This window comes from Vibrio sp. S11_S32, assembly GCF_014694465.1.
In the GTDB taxonomy this organism is placed as follows: domain Bacteria; phylum Pseudomonadota; class Gammaproteobacteria; order Enterobacterales; family Vibrionaceae; genus Vibrio; species Vibrio algicola.
Map to the genome: position 1 here is coordinate 203,846 of NZ_JAAUWS010000002.1, position 17,956 is coordinate 221,801.

The 17,956-nt window shown below is 42.7% G+C and carries 15 protein-coding genes; 12 read left to right on the plus strand and 3 right to left on the minus strand.

The window, feature by feature from the left end:
* Positions 1-19 precede the first annotated feature (19 nt).
* The 4 genes from recJ (at position 20) to HC723_RS02580 (ending at position 6,280) form a co-directional block, all read left to right on the plus strand.
* Complete coding sequence (gene recJ / locus HC723_RS02565) at positions 20-1,819, plus strand: single-stranded-DNA-specific exonuclease RecJ (protein ID WP_153447706.1); 1,800 nt, start codon at positions 20-22, stop codon at positions 1,817-1,819.
* Between the two features lie 126 nt (positions 1,820-1,945).
* A protein-coding gene (gene prfB / locus HC723_RS02570) for a peptide chain release factor 2 (protein WP_153447705.1) occupies positions 1,946-3,044 on the plus strand; the annotation gives its coding sequence in 2 pieces (ribosomal slippage) (positions 1,946-2,020 and positions 2,022-3,044; 1,098 coding nt in all).
* Positions 3,045-3,119: 75 nt separating this feature from the next.
* Positions 3,120-4,643, plus strand: a complete 1,524-nt coding sequence (lysS, locus tag HC723_RS02575; RefSeq protein WP_190338132.1) for a lysine--tRNA ligase — start codon at positions 3,120-3,122, stop codon at positions 4,641-4,643.
* 290 nt (positions 4,644-4,933) lie between these two features.
* Positions 4,934-6,280 (plus strand): sigma-54 dependent transcriptional regulator, encoded by a 1,347-nt coding sequence (locus HC723_RS02580; protein WP_190338133.1) that lies wholly within the window; start codon positions 4,934-4,936, stop codon positions 6,278-6,280.
* Positions 6,281-6,357: 77 nt separating this feature from the next.
* Here the strand turns inward: HC723_RS02580 and HC723_RS02585 are convergent, their stop codons facing one another.
* A complete protein-coding gene (locus tag HC723_RS02585) occupies positions 6,358-7,392 on the minus strand; it encodes an NADP(H)-dependent aldo-keto reductase (RefSeq protein ID WP_190338134.1) in 1,035 nt (344 codons plus the stop codon).
* 156 nt (positions 7,393-7,548) lie between these two features.
* Between HC723_RS02585 and HC723_RS02590 the strand changes: the two genes are divergently transcribed.
* Positions 7,549-7,860, plus strand: a complete 312-nt coding sequence (locus HC723_RS02590; RefSeq protein WP_153447701.1) for a DUF6482 family protein — start codon at positions 7,549-7,551, stop codon at positions 7,858-7,860.
* A gap of 46 nt (positions 7,861-7,906) precedes the next feature.
* On the opposite strand, the gene mutH is transcribed toward HC723_RS02590, so the two are convergent.
* Positions 7,907-8,584, minus strand: coding sequence for a DNA mismatch repair endonuclease MutH (gene mutH, locus HC723_RS02595; protein ID WP_153447700.1), 678 nt, complete (start codon positions 8,582-8,584; stop codon positions 7,907-7,909).
* 605 nt (positions 8,585-9,189) lie between these two features.
* Between mutH and rppH the strand changes: the two genes are divergently transcribed.
* The 6 genes from rppH (at position 9,190) to HC723_RS02625 (ending at position 15,507) form a co-directional block, all read left to right on the plus strand.
* On the plus strand, positions 9,190-9,705 hold the full coding sequence (gene rppH / locus HC723_RS02600; protein WP_153447699.1) for an RNA pyrophosphohydrolase: 516 nt from the start codon (positions 9,190-9,192) through the stop codon (positions 9,703-9,705).
* Positions 9,706-9,832: 127 nt separating this feature from the next.
* Positions 9,833-12,082, plus strand: a complete 2,250-nt coding sequence (gene ptsP / locus HC723_RS02605) for a phosphoenolpyruvate--protein phosphotransferase (RefSeq protein ID WP_190338135.1) — start codon at positions 9,833-9,835, stop codon at positions 12,080-12,082.
* 328 nt (positions 12,083-12,410) lie between these two features.
* Positions 12,411-13,256 carry a prolipoprotein diacylglyceryl transferase gene (gene lgt / locus HC723_RS02610; protein WP_153447697.1) on the plus strand — a complete coding sequence of 282 codons (846 nt, stop codon included), beginning with the start codon at positions 12,411-12,413 and terminating at the stop codon, positions 13,254-13,256.
* 3 nt (positions 13,257-13,259) lie between these two features.
* A complete protein-coding gene (locus HC723_RS02615) occupies positions 13,260-14,111 on the plus strand; it encodes a thymidylate synthase (RefSeq protein ID WP_190338136.1) in 852 nt (283 codons plus the stop codon).
* 159 nt (positions 14,112-14,270) lie between these two features.
* Positions 14,271-15,161 carry a transcriptional activator NhaR gene (gene nhaR, locus HC723_RS02620; protein ID WP_153447695.1) on the plus strand — a complete coding sequence of 297 codons (891 nt, stop codon included), beginning with the start codon at positions 14,271-14,273 and terminating at the stop codon, positions 15,159-15,161.
* Between the two features lie 52 nt (positions 15,162-15,213).
* The gene (locus HC723_RS02625; protein ID WP_153447694.1) at positions 15,214-15,507 is read left to right on the plus strand and encodes an ArsR/SmtB family transcription factor; all 294 of its coding nucleotides are present in this window, start codon (positions 15,214-15,216) and stop codon (positions 15,505-15,507) included.
* A gap of 277 nt (positions 15,508-15,784) precedes the next feature.
* Here the strand turns inward: HC723_RS02625 and rpsT are convergent, their stop codons facing one another.
* A complete protein-coding gene (rpsT, locus tag HC723_RS02630; protein WP_017023738.1) occupies positions 15,785-16,045 on the minus strand; it encodes a 30S ribosomal protein S20 in 261 nt (86 codons plus the stop codon).
* A 288-nt stretch (positions 16,046-16,333) separates the two neighbouring features.
* Here rpsT and murJ point away from each other — a divergent pair, with 288 nt between their 5' ends.
* Entirely contained in the window at positions 16,334-17,890 is a 1,557-nt protein-coding gene (murJ, locus tag HC723_RS02635) for a murein biosynthesis integral membrane protein MurJ (RefSeq protein WP_153447693.1), read from the plus strand.
* Positions 17,891-17,956: the final 66 nt, after the last annotated feature.

Genomic DNA, 17,956 nt, shown 5'->3' on the forward strand with positions numbered 1-17,956 from the left:
ATAAAGAAGCCGATTACTTATGACCGCCATTGTTCGCCGCCCAGATGTAGACCTTTCACTCCTACCAGAGACGATTCCCGCTTTGCTGCGTCGCTTGTATCTCAATCGTAATATTAGTGATGAAAAGCAATTAGAAAAAGGCGCAAAAGGACTGCATTCTTATCAATCATTGCACGGTATTAGCTTGGCGGTTGAGTTGCTGTTTGAAGCAATTAAAACCCAGCAACGCATTATTGTGGTAGGGGATTTTGATGCTGATGGCGCCACCAGTTCGGCGTTATCGGTATTGGCGATCCGTATGCTAGGCAGCAACAATGTTGATTACTTAGTGCCAAACCGATTTGAAGATGGCTATGGCTTAAGCCCTGAAGTGGTTGATCAAGCGATTGAACTTGGTGCACAAGTGATCATGACGGTCGATAACGGCGTGTCATCGATTGATGGTGTCGCTTATGCTAAGCAAAAAGGTTTAATGGTAATAGTGACCGATCACCACCTGCCTGGCCATGAACTGCCGATCGCCGATGCGATGGTCAATCCTAATTTGCAACAATGTCAGTTTCCCTCAAAAGCGTTGGCAGGGGTCGGGGTGGCGTTTTATTTAATGTTAGCCCTGCGCGCGCACATGCGTGAACTCAATTGGTTTGTCGAGCAAAATATCCCTCAACCCAATCTAGCTGAACTGCTTGATCTGGTAGCGCTTGGTACGGTGGCCGATGTGGTGGCGCTGGATGAAAATAATCGCATTTTAGTGCATCAAGGTTTACAACGTATTCGCGCCGGTAAAGGTCGGCCAGGAATTCAAGCGTTAATTGAAGTCTCGAAACGCGATGCGAAAAAATTAGTCGCGTCAGATTTTGGTTTTGCATTAGGCCCAAGGCTTAATGCGGCCGGTCGATTAGAAGATATGTCGTATGGCGTAGAATTACTACTAAGCAATAACATTCATGCCGCCAGACAAATGGCAAGTGAATTGGACGGCTTAAATCAAATGCGACGTGAAATCGAGCAAAGCATGAAACAAGAAGCGATGGCTTTTTGTGAACGTTTGCTAAATGGTAAAGATTGCTTAGCCAAAGATAGTCAATTGCCGTATGGCGTAACGCTATATCAAGCCGATTGGCATCAAGGCGTGATTGGTATTTTAGCTTCGCGGATCAAAGATGAATTTTATCGCCCAGTGATCGCCTTTGCTGATGGTGGCGAAGATAACCAAGGTCGGGCGCTAATTAAAGGGTCTTGTCGCTCGATTTCCGGATTACACATGCGTGATGTACTGGATCGGATTGATACCCAAAACCCAGGTGTGATCCTTAAATTTGGTGGTCATGCGATGGCGGCAGGCCTTACTATTAAACGCGATCAATATGCGCATTTTAGTCAATTATTTGATCAAGCGGTACGAGCTGAATTAGATGAGTCGGCGCTTAAAGGGGTGATTTTATCCGATGGTGAATTACAGCCTGAAGAGTTCTCGATGGACACCGCCGAAATTTTGCGTGCTGGTGGACCGTGGGGACAAGCCTTTCCAGAGCCGATATTTGATGGCGAGTTTAAATTACTCAATCAAAAACTGGTGGGCGAAAAGCATTTAAAGATGATGGTTGAGCCGATATTTTTAGATCCAGAGACATTGCAACCACTGGGCAAAGGGCGCAGTACCAGCATCATGATCGATGCGATTGCGTTTAATGTTGATTTACGCCGTTGGCCAGATGCTTCGGTTAAAACGGTACATTTAGCCTACAAGCTTGATATCAATGAATTTCGCGGCAATCAATCGCTGCAATTAATGGTCGATCATTTAGAAGCCAAATAAGAGCCAGTTTGGCATCGATAGTGCTTAACAAAATACCTGTAAAGTTCAAGTGATATTAGGTAGAATTGCGCGGTTATCTCGATCTTAAAGATAATCCCAATTTTCTAATTTTAGCGATGAGCCCAAATGTTTGAAATCAATCCTATCAAAAACCGCCTTCAAGACGTTGCCGAGCGCACACACGTTTTGAGGGGGTACCTTTGACTATGATGCTAAGAAAGAGCGTCTAGAAGAAGTCAACGCAGAACTTGAACAACCCGATGTTTGGAATGAACCACAACGAGCACAAGCGCTTGGTAAAGAGCGTGCCGCACTAGAAGCGGTCGTCGAAACCATAGATCTACTCGATCAAGGTGGTGAGGACGTTGAGGGTTTACTCGAACTGGCGGTTGAAGAAGACGATCAAGAAACCTTCGATGAAATTGAACCAGAGTTGAGCGAGCTTGAAACTAAGCTAGAAAAGCTAGAGTTTCGCCGTATGTTTTCCGGCGATCACGATCCATCAGATTGTTATATCGATCTGCAATCAGGATCTGGCGGTACCGAGGCGCAAGATTGGACTTCAATGATGCTGCGTATGTATTTACGTTGGGCTGAATCCAAAGGTTTCAAAACCGAAATTATTGAAGTATCAGATGGTGATGTAGCAGGCCTAAAAGGTGCAACCGTTCGTATTTCAGGTGAATATGCTTATGGTTGGTTGCGTACTGAAACTGGCGTGCATCGCTTAGTGCGTAAGTCGCCGTTTGATTCTGGTGGCCGTCGTCATACTTCATTTGCTTCTGCATTTATCTATCCAGAAATTGATGACAACATTGAGATCGACATTAATCCATCCGATCTGCGTATTGACGTTTACCGTGCTTCCGGCGCGGGTGGTCAGCACGTTAACACCACAGAATCTGCGGTTCGTATTACCCACGTTCCAACTAACCTTGTGGTTCAATGTCAAAACGATCGTTCTCAGCATAAGAACAAAGATCAGGCAATGAAACAAATGCGCGCTAAATTGTTTGAGTATGAATTACAAAAACAAAATGCAGAGAAGCAAGCCAGCGAGGATTCTAAATCTGATATCGGTTGGGGCAGCCAGATCCGCTCTTATGTATTAGATGATTCACGCATTAAAGATTTACGCACTGGGATCGAAAATCGTAATACTCAAGCAGTATTAGATGGCGATTTAGACAAATTTATTGAAGCAAGTTTAAAGTCAGGTTTATAACTGGTTAAACAACTTGCGGCACAACAGAATAATGCTCAGATAGAGCGTACTAATTTTATTAATTAAGGGCACCTGATGACTGAATCAACTAGCCAAGACCAAATTGATGTAGCAGAAGAAAATAAACTGATCGCAGAGCGTCGTAGTAAACTTGACCACATCCGCAAAGCTTGTAAAGCCAATGGTCACCCAAATGATTTCCGTCGTGAAAATCTAGCGGCAGATTTACAAGCTGAATTTGGCGAAAAAACCAAAGAAGAATTGGTTGAGCTTAATTACATTGCAGCCATCGCCGGTCGTGTAATGGCAAAACGTGGTCCTTTCCTTGTGATCCAAGAAGTGTCTGGCCGCATTCAAGCGTACGCTGCTAAAGATGTGCAAAAAGATCTTAAAGAAAAATACCAAGGTCTTGATATCGGCGACATCATTGGCGTAAAAGGCACGTTGCATAAATCAGGCAAAGGTGATCTTTACGTTAATATGGAAAGCTACGAATTGCTGACGAAAGCACTGCGTCCACTGCCAGAAAAATTCCACGGTTTAACTGACCAAGAAATGCGTTACCGTCAACGTTATGTTGATTTGATCGTAAACGAAGATTCGCGTAATGCGTTTATCATTCGCTCTAAATTAGTAATGGCGATCCGTAACTTCATGTCTAAGAAAGCGTTCTTAGAAGTGGAAACCCCAATGATGCATGTGATCCCTGGTGGTGCAACTGCGCGTCCATTTATCACTCATCATAATGCGCTTGATATTGATATGTACTTACGCGTTGCTCCTGAGCTTTACTTGAAGCGTTTAGTGGTAGGCGGTTTTGATCGTGTATTTGAAATCAACCGTAACTTCCGTAACGAAGGTTTATCGCCACGTCATAATCCAGAATTCACCATGATGGAATTCTACATGGCGTACGCTGATTATAACGATCTAATCGATCTTACCGAAGAAATGTTGAGCACAGTGGCGGTTGAAGTTCTGGGCGATACCTCAATGCCTTACGGTGAAGAGCGTGTTGAGTTCGGTGGCAAATATGCCCGCATGACCATGATCGATGCGATCAAATATTACAACCCTGATCACGCTGATATTGCCAACTTAAATGAAGAAACGGTAAAAGATCGTGACTTTATGGTTAAGATCGCGAAATCTGTGCATGTTGAAGTAGAAACTTTCTGGACTTGCGGCCAACTGCTTGAAGAGATCTTTGGTGAGACAGCTGAACCTCAGTTAATCCAACCGACTTTCATTACGGGCTACCCAGCGGATATCTCGCCTCTTGCTCGTCGCAGCGATTCAAACCCATTCTTTACCGATCGTTTTGAATTCTTTATTGGTGGTCGTGAAGTGGCTAATGGTTTCTCTGAGCTTAATGATGCAGAAGATCAAGATGCCCGCTTTAAAGCGCAAGTGGATGCGAAAGATGCTGGTGATGATGAAGCCATGTTCTACGATGCCGATTACATCAATGCGCTAGAGCACGGTTTACCACCAACAGCAGGACAAGGTATTGGTATTGATCGTTTAGCAATGCTATTTACCAATACGCATACAATTCGCGACGTTATTCTATTCCCTGCGATGCGTCCACAACAATAAAGTAAATTACGGACTTCGTCCTTATTTACATAATTGTTATTTAATAAATAAAACCCGTCTCTATGGCGGGTTTTTTAGATCTCAGCAATAACGGATACATTCTATTATCAGAATAATGTTAATTCGATGGCAGAAATACGATTAAATTTTAACTTGTCTCATTGATGATACAAACAAACTTTTATTTAACGATATAGTGATGGCTTTTATAACAGCATAAAATGCTACTGATAAATTAGGTAATACTACGGTTGGTATCAGTACCCGTTCAAGGATGAAAAAAAAGTATTATGGAACGCCAGTTTAAAATAGGTATTATGCCTGGATCTTTAATCACAATTGGAGGCTCAGCTGAAACTTGGTTTGATTCAATTCAACAAACTGGCTGGATGTGCCATCGATGTGATGATCTAAGATTGGCACAACAACAATTAGAGCAACTTGGCCCATGCATTGGTATTATTGATTTGTGCCAAGAAAATTTAAGTTTAAATGCCATTTCTTGCTTGGTTAGCACCAATAAACAAGTGCGTTGGATTGCCTATATTAAAGAGAGCCAATTAAATTCAGATCCTGTTCGCCAATTTATTGTCAATTATTGTATCGACTTTTTCACTTCACCAATGCCTGAAAAACGATTACTTAATTGTATCGGCCATCAATTAGGGATGCTTAAATTAGAGCAAAAAGTATGGCCAGATAATCCATTAGATCAGCAAGTTGGTTTAATTGGTGACTCATTACCGATGAAGCGGCTGCGTGAGCAAATTAAACGTATTGCGGTGACTGATGCGTGCATTATTATTTCTGGCGAGCAAGGTTCAGGTAAAACAATAGTTGCGCAATATATCCACCAATATTCTTCACGCAATAAAGGTCCGGTGGTGGTGGTTAACTGTAGTGCTTTACCCGAGCAACGGCTGGAACAAGAGGTCTTCGGTCACAATAGAACCCACACTACTGGCTATATTGATTGTGAGATCGAGAAGGCAAAAGGCGGCACCTTGATTTTTAAAAATGTCACCGCATTACCTTTGTCTCAACAAAAACACCTGCATAGCTTGCTCAGTGCTAATCATTCAGGGTCCTCGCAAACGATAGAGTCAAATGATGTGCGTATTCTCGCCACAACCCATAATGATATCGAACAGTGCGTGCGTGAGAATACTTTTTTGTCTGAATTATTTTTCAGCCTTAATGTATTAAAAATTTATGTTCCACCGCTAAAAGAACGTTGCACCGATATCAATTTACTCGCGCAATATTATCTGCAACAAAATAGTCGTGAATATAATTCCCAAGCAAGGACATTATCAAATAACGCGGTCAAACAACTGACCCAATATCATTGGCCTGGTAATGTGCGTGAATTAAGTAATCAAATCAAGCGAGCAGTATTAATGTCGGAAGGGACAATCTTAGATGTGCATCATTTGGATCTTCCAAGCCGATTAACCAAAAAACGTAATTTGCGTACGATTCGAGAAGATTCGGAACGTAATGCTTTGATTTATGTATTGGAGAGTCATAACGGCCAAATATCACCTTCGGCTAAAGAATTAGGCGTATCAAGAGCCACCATGTACCGATTACTCGGAAAACATAATGTGGCAGTTGAAAATAAAAGTTTGGCTTAAGTCTTAATTCTGGGGTGAATAAAAAGGTAGACCAATATTTTGGGCTACCTTTTATTCTTTAATGATAAATGTTTTCTTTAAGGGCAAGGATTTGAGAATTGAATACCGACTTGCAAAATATCCTGCAATAATTCGTCACCGAGCTCACTCTCAATACTGTTAATATTGGCTTCTAATTGGTTGATGCTGGTAGCGCCAATAATATTGGATGCAACAAAAGGGCGCTGATTGACAAAAGCTAATGCCATTTGTACCGGATCGATATTATGTTTATTGGCGACATCGATATAGGCTTGAGTCGCAGCTTCTCCTTGTGGTGTCATATAACGCACAAAACGTGAGAACAAACTGCAACGGGCTCCCGTTGGACGTTGACCATTTAAATATTTACCGCTGAGTACCCCAAACGCCAGTGGAGAATAAGCCAGTAACTCGATCCCTTCATGATGACTGATTTCAGACAAACCAACCTCAAAACTGCGGTTGAGTAAGTTATAAGGATTTTGAATCGACACAATTCGTGGCAAGTCATGTTTTTCCGCTAAGCGAAGCAAGGTCATTACGCCCCATGGGGTTTCATTCGACACGCCGATATAGCGAGTTTTCCCAGCTTTAATTAATTCAGCCAGTGCTTCTAAGGTTTCAATTAAGGTCACTTCTTGTTGTTCATCTAAGTGGGGGTAATTGAGTTGACCAAAGCAATTGGTATTACGTTGTGGCCAATGGATCTGATAAAGATCGACATAATCGGTTTTCAAGCGTTGCAGGCTGCTATCCATCGCTAAATGAATATTACGGCGATCAAGGCTCATATTGTCACGAATATGCGACATGCGACCGGGGCCGGCTACTTTACTTGCTAGTACGATTTTCTCGCGTTTGCCGCTTTTCTCTAACCAGTTTCCAATATAAGCCTCGGTTGAACCTTGGGTTTCTGCCTTGGGTGGCACTGGGTACATTTCGGCTGTATCTATAAAATTAACGCCACGCTCAATAGCATAATCCAATTGCGAGAATGCATCCGCTTGACTGTTTTGCTCACCAAAGGTCATGGTGCCTAATGCGATTTTGCTCACTTCTAGGTTTGAATGCGGGATCTTATGATATTTCATCTAACGTCCTTGATTTTCATTCTTAATATGAAAACCAATATATAACAAAAAATTGTGGTGAGTAAATTCTGCCGAGCCAATTTTGGGTGATTAATTCAAGATCTTGCAGCCGCTTAAGGATCGACTAAGATTAAAGAAGGATGTTGGGGGAGTAATATGAAAAAACAACAATTAGATCATTGGCTGCAAGCCAGTAAAAGCACAGATTGCGGGCCACCAAAAGTCTTTGTGGTCAGTTGCGCTGATCTTGCGCATTACTCTTTAGCTGTGGAGTATAAGCATCAGTTAGAGCCGATCTTAATGAAAGATCAACTGCTGTATTTTTCTTCTTTAGAGCAGGTGAAATCAGAGTTGAAAAAGTTAGGCTTATCTTCGGCTTATTTGCGTTTGCATAATGCTTACGATGAATTCGGCCATGATGACTACGCAGTGACATTTCAAGATATTGAATTGCATTTAGCCAGCTAAGATCAGCCGGATCTTAATCTGTTTGACGAGAAAAAGATCTCTGTTCTTAATTGTTGGGGAGATTGAGGTGGCGAGCTAAAATATTGGCGGTAAATTGGGTGCGTAAATAAAAACCGCGCGGCAAGGTTTTAAACGGTTGACCGGATGCGCTATAAGCCTCGGTGACCACTTTACTGTTGGCCGCTTTTGGTCTTAGTTGCATCACTTCTCCATGTTTGGCGGTGATTTCTTCCACTCGTCCTAACACAATAAATTCCATCAGCTCTTCCCAATCTTGTTGTAATTGCTGTTGCTCCTCTTGATTCGGTGACCAAAGCAGCGGCAGACCAACCCGCCGCTCGGCTAATGGGATCTCGCGCTCACCTTCCACTGGGATCCATAATACTTTGGCGAGTTTATGCTTAACGTGTGAAGCTTGCCAAGTTAAGCCTTGCACGCCAGTTAATGGCGCCACGCAAACAAAGGTTGTTTCTAGTGGTTTGCCATTATAACCAATCGGTAAGCTTTTTAATTCAATGCCTAAATGTTCAAAATCGGGTTGGGGTTTACTGCCGGCTTCTGCACCTAAATGCCATTCCAATAATTGTCCGACCCAGCCTTTTTCACGGGTAAGATCATCGGGGATCGCAATATTGGCTTGTTGGGCGAGCTGGTAAAATGTTTGACCAGCCAGCTGTTGCGCCCGTTGTAATAGTTCTTGCTCGGTTTTTGGTGCTAAAGGCATGGTCGATAGTCTGAGTTAGGCATCATGAGGCCACACTATAACAAAATAAGAGCGGGATCTGGCGCGAGAGGATTGAAAAATGAAATTAAAAGTTATCCACAAGTAACTTAACCATTGACACTGATGTGACGTTTTTAGATCGAGTTATTTACATTTAAACCAATAATAATTCAAGGGTTGTTGGAAAATCAGCCGAAAAGCGAGATTAAATGTGGATAATCCATAACGTGATGGATCTTTGACCGATCTGTGATTAAAAAAGATCCTGCAGATCCTTGGGTAAGGTTTTACCTTTGGGTGTTGGTGTAAGTCGATGTTTAATAAGTGTAAATGAAGATATTGAAATTAATGTTGCTTAGGGTTTGTTCGACTAGTTATGTGATTAAAATTGCTAATGTCACTTTCTTCACACATTTATTCACAGAAAAAGTGAATAAATGCCAAGTGACCAGCATTTCAGTGTTGATAACTTGTTTTTAAACGAACTTTATCCCAAAAGTGGGCGTTAGGTAATAAAAAACACCAGATTATGCACTTGAAATTTGCCCCTTTTGTGGATATGTGAAAAAATCACTGGTAACAGAGATTTATATTAGAGGTTAGCCGTGATAGATGGCGATGGTTACCGCTTAAATGTGGGGATTGTAATATGTAACAACCATGGTCAGGTATTCTGGGCAAAACGATACGGACAACATTCTTGGCAGTTTCCTCAAGGTGGTATTGATGACGGTGAAACGCCGGAGCAAGCCCTTTATCGAGAACTGTACGAAGAAGTGGGTTTGACTAAACAAGATGTGAAACTGATTGGAGTGAGTCGTCATTGGTTAAGGTATAAATTACCCAAGCGACTGGTCCGTTGGGATTCAAAACCGGTTTGTATCGGACAAAAACAGAAATGGTTTTTACTGCGACTTGAATGTGATGAAGCAAATATCAACATGAATCGCGGGACGACCCCTGAGTTTGATGGTTGGCGCTGGGTGAGTTTTTGGTATCCAGTCAGGCAAGTTGTTTCTTTTAAACGAGATGTTTACCGACGCGCGATGAAAGAATTTGCCGCATTAGCGATGCCGTTTCGTGAACCAAGCTATAAAGCTAAGCGTAAAACACGCCGATAATTAGCCGATAGCAGAGCGCAATGAGCAGTGTAATAGAACCAGCCCTATTTTAATTTTCACCGATTAAAGTAGTGCTGATTTTTCATAATGGAATAGCAGGTATCATTCTAGGAGGGAAGTACCCTGTATGTTGATTCAACTGAGGGACATTGTTGAACAAGTTTCTAAGGCCGAAAACGTACACCAAGCCTTAACTATTTTGGTGCAAGAAACCTGTAAAGCAATGCAGACGGAATGCTGTACGGTTTACCTTGCCAATAACGATCGTCATCGGTTGGAATTAATCGCCACACAAGGTTTAAAGTTCTCAGGTCAATCGGTTCATATTCCTTTTGAACAAGGTCTGGTTGGGTTGGTACGGCGCAGTGCAGAGCCATTAAACTTAGCACAAGCACAGCAACATCCTGATTTTAAATATTTTCCTAAGCTTGGCGAAAATGTTTACCAATCCTTTTTAGGCACTCCCATCATTCATCGCCGTCAAGTGTTTGGCGTGTTGGTGATCCAGCAGCGATCGCCGCGTCAATTCAGTGAAATCGAAGAATCCTTTCTAGTCACCTTAGCCACTCAATTAGCGGTTATTATTGCGCATAGTCAAGCGCAAGGGGTGTGGACATTAAAAGGTCGTCAAGTTCGCTCGTTTAAAGGGCTGGCCGCTTCACGCGGTATCGCAATTGGTAAAATGTGGTGGGACGATACTCATCCAGATCTTAGTAAAGTGGCACCGGCTTCCAGTTTAGATATCGAATACGATCAAGAGTGGTTAGCCTTAGCGGTTGAGCAGGCGATTGCCGATTTCCGCCGTATGCGTAAACGTTTTGATAGTGAACTGAATAAAGATACCTTAGCGATCTTCGAGTTATATATTCACTTATTGCACGATCCTATGTTGAAAGCGGATCTTAATCGTCAAATTGAGCAAGGCGATCGGGCCGATTGGGCATTAAGGCAGGTCATTGAACTGTATGCTAAACGCTTTGCGACAATGTCGGATCCATATCTGCGAGAGCGGGCGAATGATATTAAAGAATTAGGCCATCGGTTATTATTCTTTTTGCATAATCATGATAAGCGCGAGTCTGGATTTAAAGATCCGGTGATCTTAGTGGTGCGTGAGTTAACCGCTTCTATTCTTGCTGGTATTCCAAGAGATAAGTTATTAGCCGTAGTGTCGCTTGAAGGGGCTGCAAACTCCCATGCGGCTATTTTGGCGCGCGCTTTGGGGATCCCCGCCATTATGGGGGCGCAACTAAAACCGGAAATATTACGCGGTAAGTTGGGCATTATTGATGGTTATAGCGGTGATATCTTTATTGAGCCGACCAAGCAATTACTCAAAGAATACCGCTCGCTGTCGCATGAAGAGCAAGAATTATCGCAGTTGGTTGAGCAAGAATTATCTAAGCCGGCCTACACGCAAGATGGCCAGCGAGTGGAGTTAATGCTTAATGCCGGCCTGAGCGCTGATACCAATATTGCCATCAACCAAGGTGTCGATGGGGTGGGTTTATACCGCACAGAGATTGCGTTTTTAATGCAGCATGGCTTTCCGTCAGAGGAAGAACAAACTCAAAATTATCGCCTGATTTTATCCTCCTATCCGGACAAACGAGTGGTGATGCGCACCTTAGATATTGGTGGCGATAAAGCCCTACCGTATTTTCCAATCGAAGAGGATAACCCTTTCCTTGGTTGGCGTGGTATTCGTTTTACCTTAGATCACACTGATATTTTCTTGATCCAATTACGCGCAATGTTAAAAGCCAGTGCTGGGATCGGCAATTTGAATATTATGTTGCCAATGATCTCCAGTAGCCAAGAGATCGATGAATCGAAAGCCTTGCTTGAGCGTGCTTATCAAGAAGTATTAAAGACCATTCCTGAGCTAGAACGACCTCAACTCGGTATTATGCTTGAGGTACCATCAATGTTGTATTTATTGCCCTTGGTGGCAGATAAAGTCGATTTTGTTTCGGTTGGCACCAATGACTTAACCCAATATTTATTGGCGGTCGATCGTAATAACTCCCGTGTTTCCGATCTGTATGAACATGTGCATCCTGCGGTGATGATGGCGCTAAAACATATTTTTGAGACCTGTCAGCAACACAAGTTACCTGTATGTATTTGTGGCGAACTGGCCGGCGATCCGATTGGGGCACTGCTCTTAATTGGCTTAGGTTATCGTTCGTTAAGTATGAATACCTCGAACGTAGCCAAAATTAAATATATTTTAAGAAAGGTCAGTGCCAAAGAGTTAGCACAATTAAGCCAGGATGCTTTAGCTAAGCCTTATGCTGATCAAATTTATCACACCGTTTTTTCTTATCTTGAGCAAAAAGGCTTAGCAGGCTTTATCCGCGCCGGTAAAAAATAGAAGCGAATCTCAATGCCATTTAATATTTGATCAATTTGAATACGCCGAAAAGACGCTGATCCGTCCTTGATCGCTTGAGAAAAGGCCATCCATGGCCTTTGACACTTTTCTCTGTACTCAATTTTGTTCGAGCATTAAATTATGGCATTGCTATTACTTCGATTGGTATGGCACTTTGTCTATGCTCAATATTGTCCAGCCTGACTATGATTAAAATTACTATTCCTCTATGATACGCCTCATTATCTGTTTGTTATGCTATGGCACTATTTGAACCTTAGCTTGTCAGACATTATTGACTATTTTCAATTTTTACAGAGAGACCGTTATGAGTCAGGGATTTTTTGTCTTTCCCCATATAGACCCCGTTATTTTTTCTATCGGCCCGATTGGGGTGCGTTGGTATGGCTTGATGTACTTACTTGGCTTTGCATTCGCGATGTATGTTGCCAATCGCCGCGCTGATAAACCAGGCAGTACTTGGACTCGTGAGCAAGTATCGGACTTATTATTTGCCGGTTTTCTTGGGGTTGTATTGGGCGGTCGTATTGGCTATGTCCTATTTTATGGCTTTGATTACTGGATGGCCGACCCACTGTACATCTTCAAAGTGTGGACTGGCGGCATGTCATTCCATGGTGGTTTGATGGGCGTTATCACCGCAATGTGGTGGTATGCGCGCAAAAACAAACGTACCTTCTTTGGTGTTGCTGACTTTATTGCCCCATTGGTACCGTTTGGCTTAGGCGCCGGTCGTATTGGTAACTTTATTAATGGCGAATTATGGGGGCGCGTCACCGATGTGCCTTGGGCGATGATTTTCCCAAGTGGTGGTCCTTACCCACGTCACCCATCACAATTATATGAATTTTTGTTAGAAGGTGTGGTGCTGTTCTTTATTTTAAACTGGTTTATTCGTAAGCCTCGTCCTGCTGGCGCGGTATCGGGTTTATTCTTGATTGGTTATGGTGTATTCCGCTTTAGTGTTGAATTTGTACGTCAACCGGATGCTCAGCTAGGCTTATTTGATGGGGTGATCTCTATGGGACAAATCCTATCCACGCCAATGATTATTATTGGCGCGCTGATCATGATTTGGTCTTACAAAACTCAAAAACCTCAAGCAGTCGCTGGTACACAAAGCTCGAATAAAAAATCAGTAAAAGGAAAATAAGCGGTGAAACAATATTTAGATTTATGCCACCGAATTATTGAGCAAGGCCACTGGGTTGAAAACGAACGCACTGGTAAACGTTGCTTAACCATTATCAATGCTGATTTAACTTACGATGTGGGTAATAATGCTTTTCCGTTAGTCACCACCCGTAAAAGTTTTTGGAAGTCGGCAGTGGCGGAATTACTGGGCTATATCCGAGGTTACGATAACGCCGAAGATTTTCGCAAGTTAGGCACCAAAACATGGGATGCCAACTCAAACTTAAATCAAGCTTGGCTTAATAATCCTTACCGTAAAGGCGAGGATGATATGGGGCGCGTCTACGGCGTTCAAGGTCGCGCTTGGGCTAAACCCGATGGCGGCAGTGTCGATCAACTGCGTAAAATTGTTGATGATTTAAGCCGTGGTGTGGATGACCGAGGGGAAATCTTAAATTTCTACAACCCTGGTGAATTTCACATGGGTTGCTTACGTCCTTGTATGTACAGTCATCATTTTTCTTTATTGGGTGATACCTTATACCTAAATAGCACTCAGCGTTCGTGTGATGTACCGTTAGGGCTAAATTTCAATATGGTTCAGGTGTATGTATTCCTTGCTATTATGGCGCAAATCACTGGCAAAAAAGCGGGTGTGGCTTACCATAAGATCGTTAACGGTCATATTTATGAAGACCAACTGGCGCCCATGCGGGATATCCAATTAAAACGTCAACCCTTTGACGTGGCTACTTTTCATATCAATCCAAAAATTAAATCATTAGAAGATTTAGAAACTTGGGTAACGCTTGATGATTTTGAAGTGCGTGATTACCAATGCCACGAAGGGATTAAATACCCGTTTTCAGTGTAATTTTAATTCGTTTTAGTCACTGTATTCATCAACATGATGAGCCCTTACTCCGCTATCTCGCTGTTTAGATAGTGTGAGTAGGGGCTTTTTTGTTACTCGTAAAAAGATCGGAAAAACTTTATTATTACCGGCTATGTAATGCTTTTTTCGAGGTTAAGGATGTCGCATTTAAATTATAACCATCTGTATTATTTTTGGATGGTATGCAAGCAAGGTTCGGTGGTTAAGGCGGCAGAGGCATTATTCTTAACCCCTCAAACAGTGACAGGGCAGATCAAATCCTTTGAAGAGCGTATGGATGGCAAACTCTTAAAGCGCAGTGGTCGTAGCGTGGAGCCAACGGAACTAGGGCAAATGGTGTTTCGCTATGCCGATAAAATGTTTGGCCTGAGTTATGAGATGCTGGATATCGTCAATTACAGCCAGCGAAAGAATGTTTTGTTTGATGTTGGCGTGGCGGATGCGTTATCTAAGCGCTTGGTGAGCAAAATACTCATGACCACTGTACCGGAAGATAACAGTATTCATTTACGCTGTTTTGAATCGACCCATGAACTATTGCTAGAACAACTCTCGCAGCATAAGTTGGATATGATCCTCTCAGATTGTCCGGTCGATTCGAGTCAAAGCCCAGGATTATTTAGCAAAAAACTGGGCGAATGTAATATGAGCTTCTTTTCTTCTAGCCCGATCGATGCCAAAAGTTTTCCTGCTATTTTACAAGATAAAAAATTATTGATGCCTGGTCGTCGAACCGCAATGGGGCGTAATATTTTGCATTGGTTTGAAAGCCTAGCGATCACGCCTGATATTTTAGGTGAGTTTGATGATGCCGCATTAATGAAAGTATTCGCTCGTTACCACAAAGATGCCATTTTCTTAGCGCCGTCGATTTATTTTAATGAAGTGAAAGATGAAGTACCTATTCATTTGGTGAGTGAAATTGAAGGATTAAAAGAAGAATACTACGTTATTTTTGCAGAACGTATGATCCAGCATCCGGCAGTTAAGAGTGTGTGTGAGGCTGACTTTAGTAATCTATTTCATTAATGCAGATTCAAGTATTGATGATGAAGAATGTTCCAGTTTATGAGGCAGTAAGATGGATTTAGTCAAAATGGAAGGCAACGTAGCGCAAGCGGTGGTACTTCTTAAAGCCATGGCCAATGAGAGCCGATTGCAAATCCTGTGTATTTTGCACGATCAAGAGTTATCGGTCGGCCAGTTGGGGGAATTGTTAGCATTAAGCCAATCGGCGTTATCGCAGCATTTGGCATGGTTGCGCCGTGATGGGCTAGTCACAACCCGTAAGCAGTCTCAGACGGTGTATTACTCGCTACATAGTACCGAAGTGAAAGCCATGATACAGCAGTTGCATAAGCTGTATTGTGATTAAAGAATTATCCCCATTCCATTTAATATTTGATCAATTTGAATACGCCGAAAAGACGCTGATCCGTCCTTGGTGCTTGAGAAAGACCATCCATATCCTTTGACACTTTTCTCTGTACTCAATTTTGAACGATCATTAAATTTATGGAATTGGTATTAGGGGCTGTGAGTGACAAATATTAAATTTATAGAATGGGTATTAGACGTTGTGAGTGACAAATTTTAGATATAAAAAAACCGGCCGAGGCCGGTTTTTGTGCAATTAAGCGTTTAATATAAAATTAAAGTGCTTTGATTGCTGCAGTGAAGCGAGACTTGTGACGAGCAGCTTTATTCTTATGAATAAGGCCTTTAGTCGCCATGCGATCTAGAAGAGGTGTAACTTCAACTAGAGCAGCAGTAGCCGCTTCTTTATTACCAGCTTCAATAGCGGCAATAGTTTTTTTCATGTAAGTGCGCATCATTGAGCGACGGCTAGCATTGTGCTGGCGACGTTTCTCAGCTTGGATCGCGCGCTTCTTAGCAGATTTAGTGTTTGCCAAGGGTCTAACTCCCAAAACTTTAGTTCGGTGACAATTTAAGGGCGAGGACTATGCCTCTTTCCTACGTGGTTGTCAACAGATTTGTACGAAAACCAAGCTTTTCCAAAGAAAACTTTGGAGAAGTGAGGTCTACGCGGTTAAGATGGCGTGGATTCTATCAGCATTTGTTTTCCAATGCTATTAATTATCTCATCACATGAGTAACTCTTTTGCTTTGTTTTTAATTTTAATCCTGTGAGCGAAAGATTGCTTATTTTGTTGTACCCACTCTTTATATTTGAGGCACGTGTGAGTAGAAAACTGCTTAAATCTGGGCTTATTGTAAGCGCAATGACCTTTGTTTCTAGGATATTAGGCCTAGTCCGTGATGTTGTGGTGGCTAATTTGATGGGGGCGGGGGCAGCAGCGGATGTCTTTTTCTTTGCCAACCGAATTCCCAACTTTTTACGTCGCTTATTTGCAGAAGGGGCATTCTCGCAAGCTTTTGTACCAGTCTTAACCGAATATCACGCGGCAGGAGACAAAGATAAAACCCGCGATCTGATCGCTAAAGCCTCCGGTACTCTAGGGGTGTTAGTGACCATAGTGACTATTTGTGGGGTGGTAGGCTCTGGAGTGGTGACGGCTATTTTTGGTGCGGGTTGGTTTATGGACTGGTTACATGGCGGTCCGAATGCGCATAAATTTGAGCTAGCAAGCTTCCTACTCAAAATTACCTTTCCTTATTTATGGTTTATCACCTTTGTGGCGCTGTCGGGCGCGGTGCTTAATACCATAGGAAAATTTGCCGTTTCATCTTTCACCCCCGTTTTTCTTAATGTGATGATGATTATTGCGGCGATTTTTATTGCTCCGCACATGCAACAACCGGAAGTCGGCTTAGCAATTGGGGTCTTTTTAGGGGGCTTAGTGCAATTTGGCTTCCAAATCCCGTTTATGTACCGCGAAGGCTTATTGGTAAAACCACAATGGGGTTGGAATGATCCGGGGGTGAAAAAAATTCGCACCTTGATGATCCCTGCTTTGTTTGGTGTGTCTGTCAGTCAAATTAACTTATTGTTCGATACCATGGTGGCGAGTTTCCTAATGACCGGCTCGATCAGTTGGCTGTATTACTCAGATCGCTTATTAGAGTTTCCGTTAGGCTTGTTTGGGATTGCGATTGCGACCGTGATCTTGCCAGCCTTGTCGCGTAAGCATGTCGATGCTGAATCAAAAGGTTTCTCCGATACTATGGATTGGGGAGTACGCATGGTGATCTTACTGGGCGTACCAGCGATGGTGGGTTTGATCGTATTAGCTAAACCTATGCTAATGGTCTTGTTTATGCGTGGTGAATTTATGCCAAGCGATGTACACAATGCGTCATTATCGTTGTTTGCTTATGCCTCCGGCTTGTTAAATTTCATGTTGATCAAAGTATTAGCGCCGGGTTATTACTCAAGACAAGACACCAAAACCCCTGTGCGCTACGGCATTATCGCAATGCTGACCAATATGGTCTTTAATGCGATTTTTGCTTACTTCTTTGGTTATGTTGGTCTAGCGATGGCGACTTCGCTTTCGGCCTTGGTCAATATGGTGTTGCTGTATCGTGGTTTGCACATTGCAGGAGTGTATCGTTTATCGCGTGAAACCTTGATTTTTGCCTTGAAAGTGGTGATTGCAGGTGGCGTGATGGCCGCGTTATTGGATTGGCAATTAGCGGATATGAGTGTGTGGTTAACTTGGCATATTTCGACCCGTGCTTACTGGTTAATTGGCTTAATTGGTTTGGGGGCGGTGGGGTATATCGTCTCAATCTTAACGTTTGGCATTCGGGTGAAAGATCTAAAAGGCCATTAATCCGCCATGATACACATAAACTGCCGCTAGGATGCTCGCATTGGTAGGGGGTTTATGTGTATAATT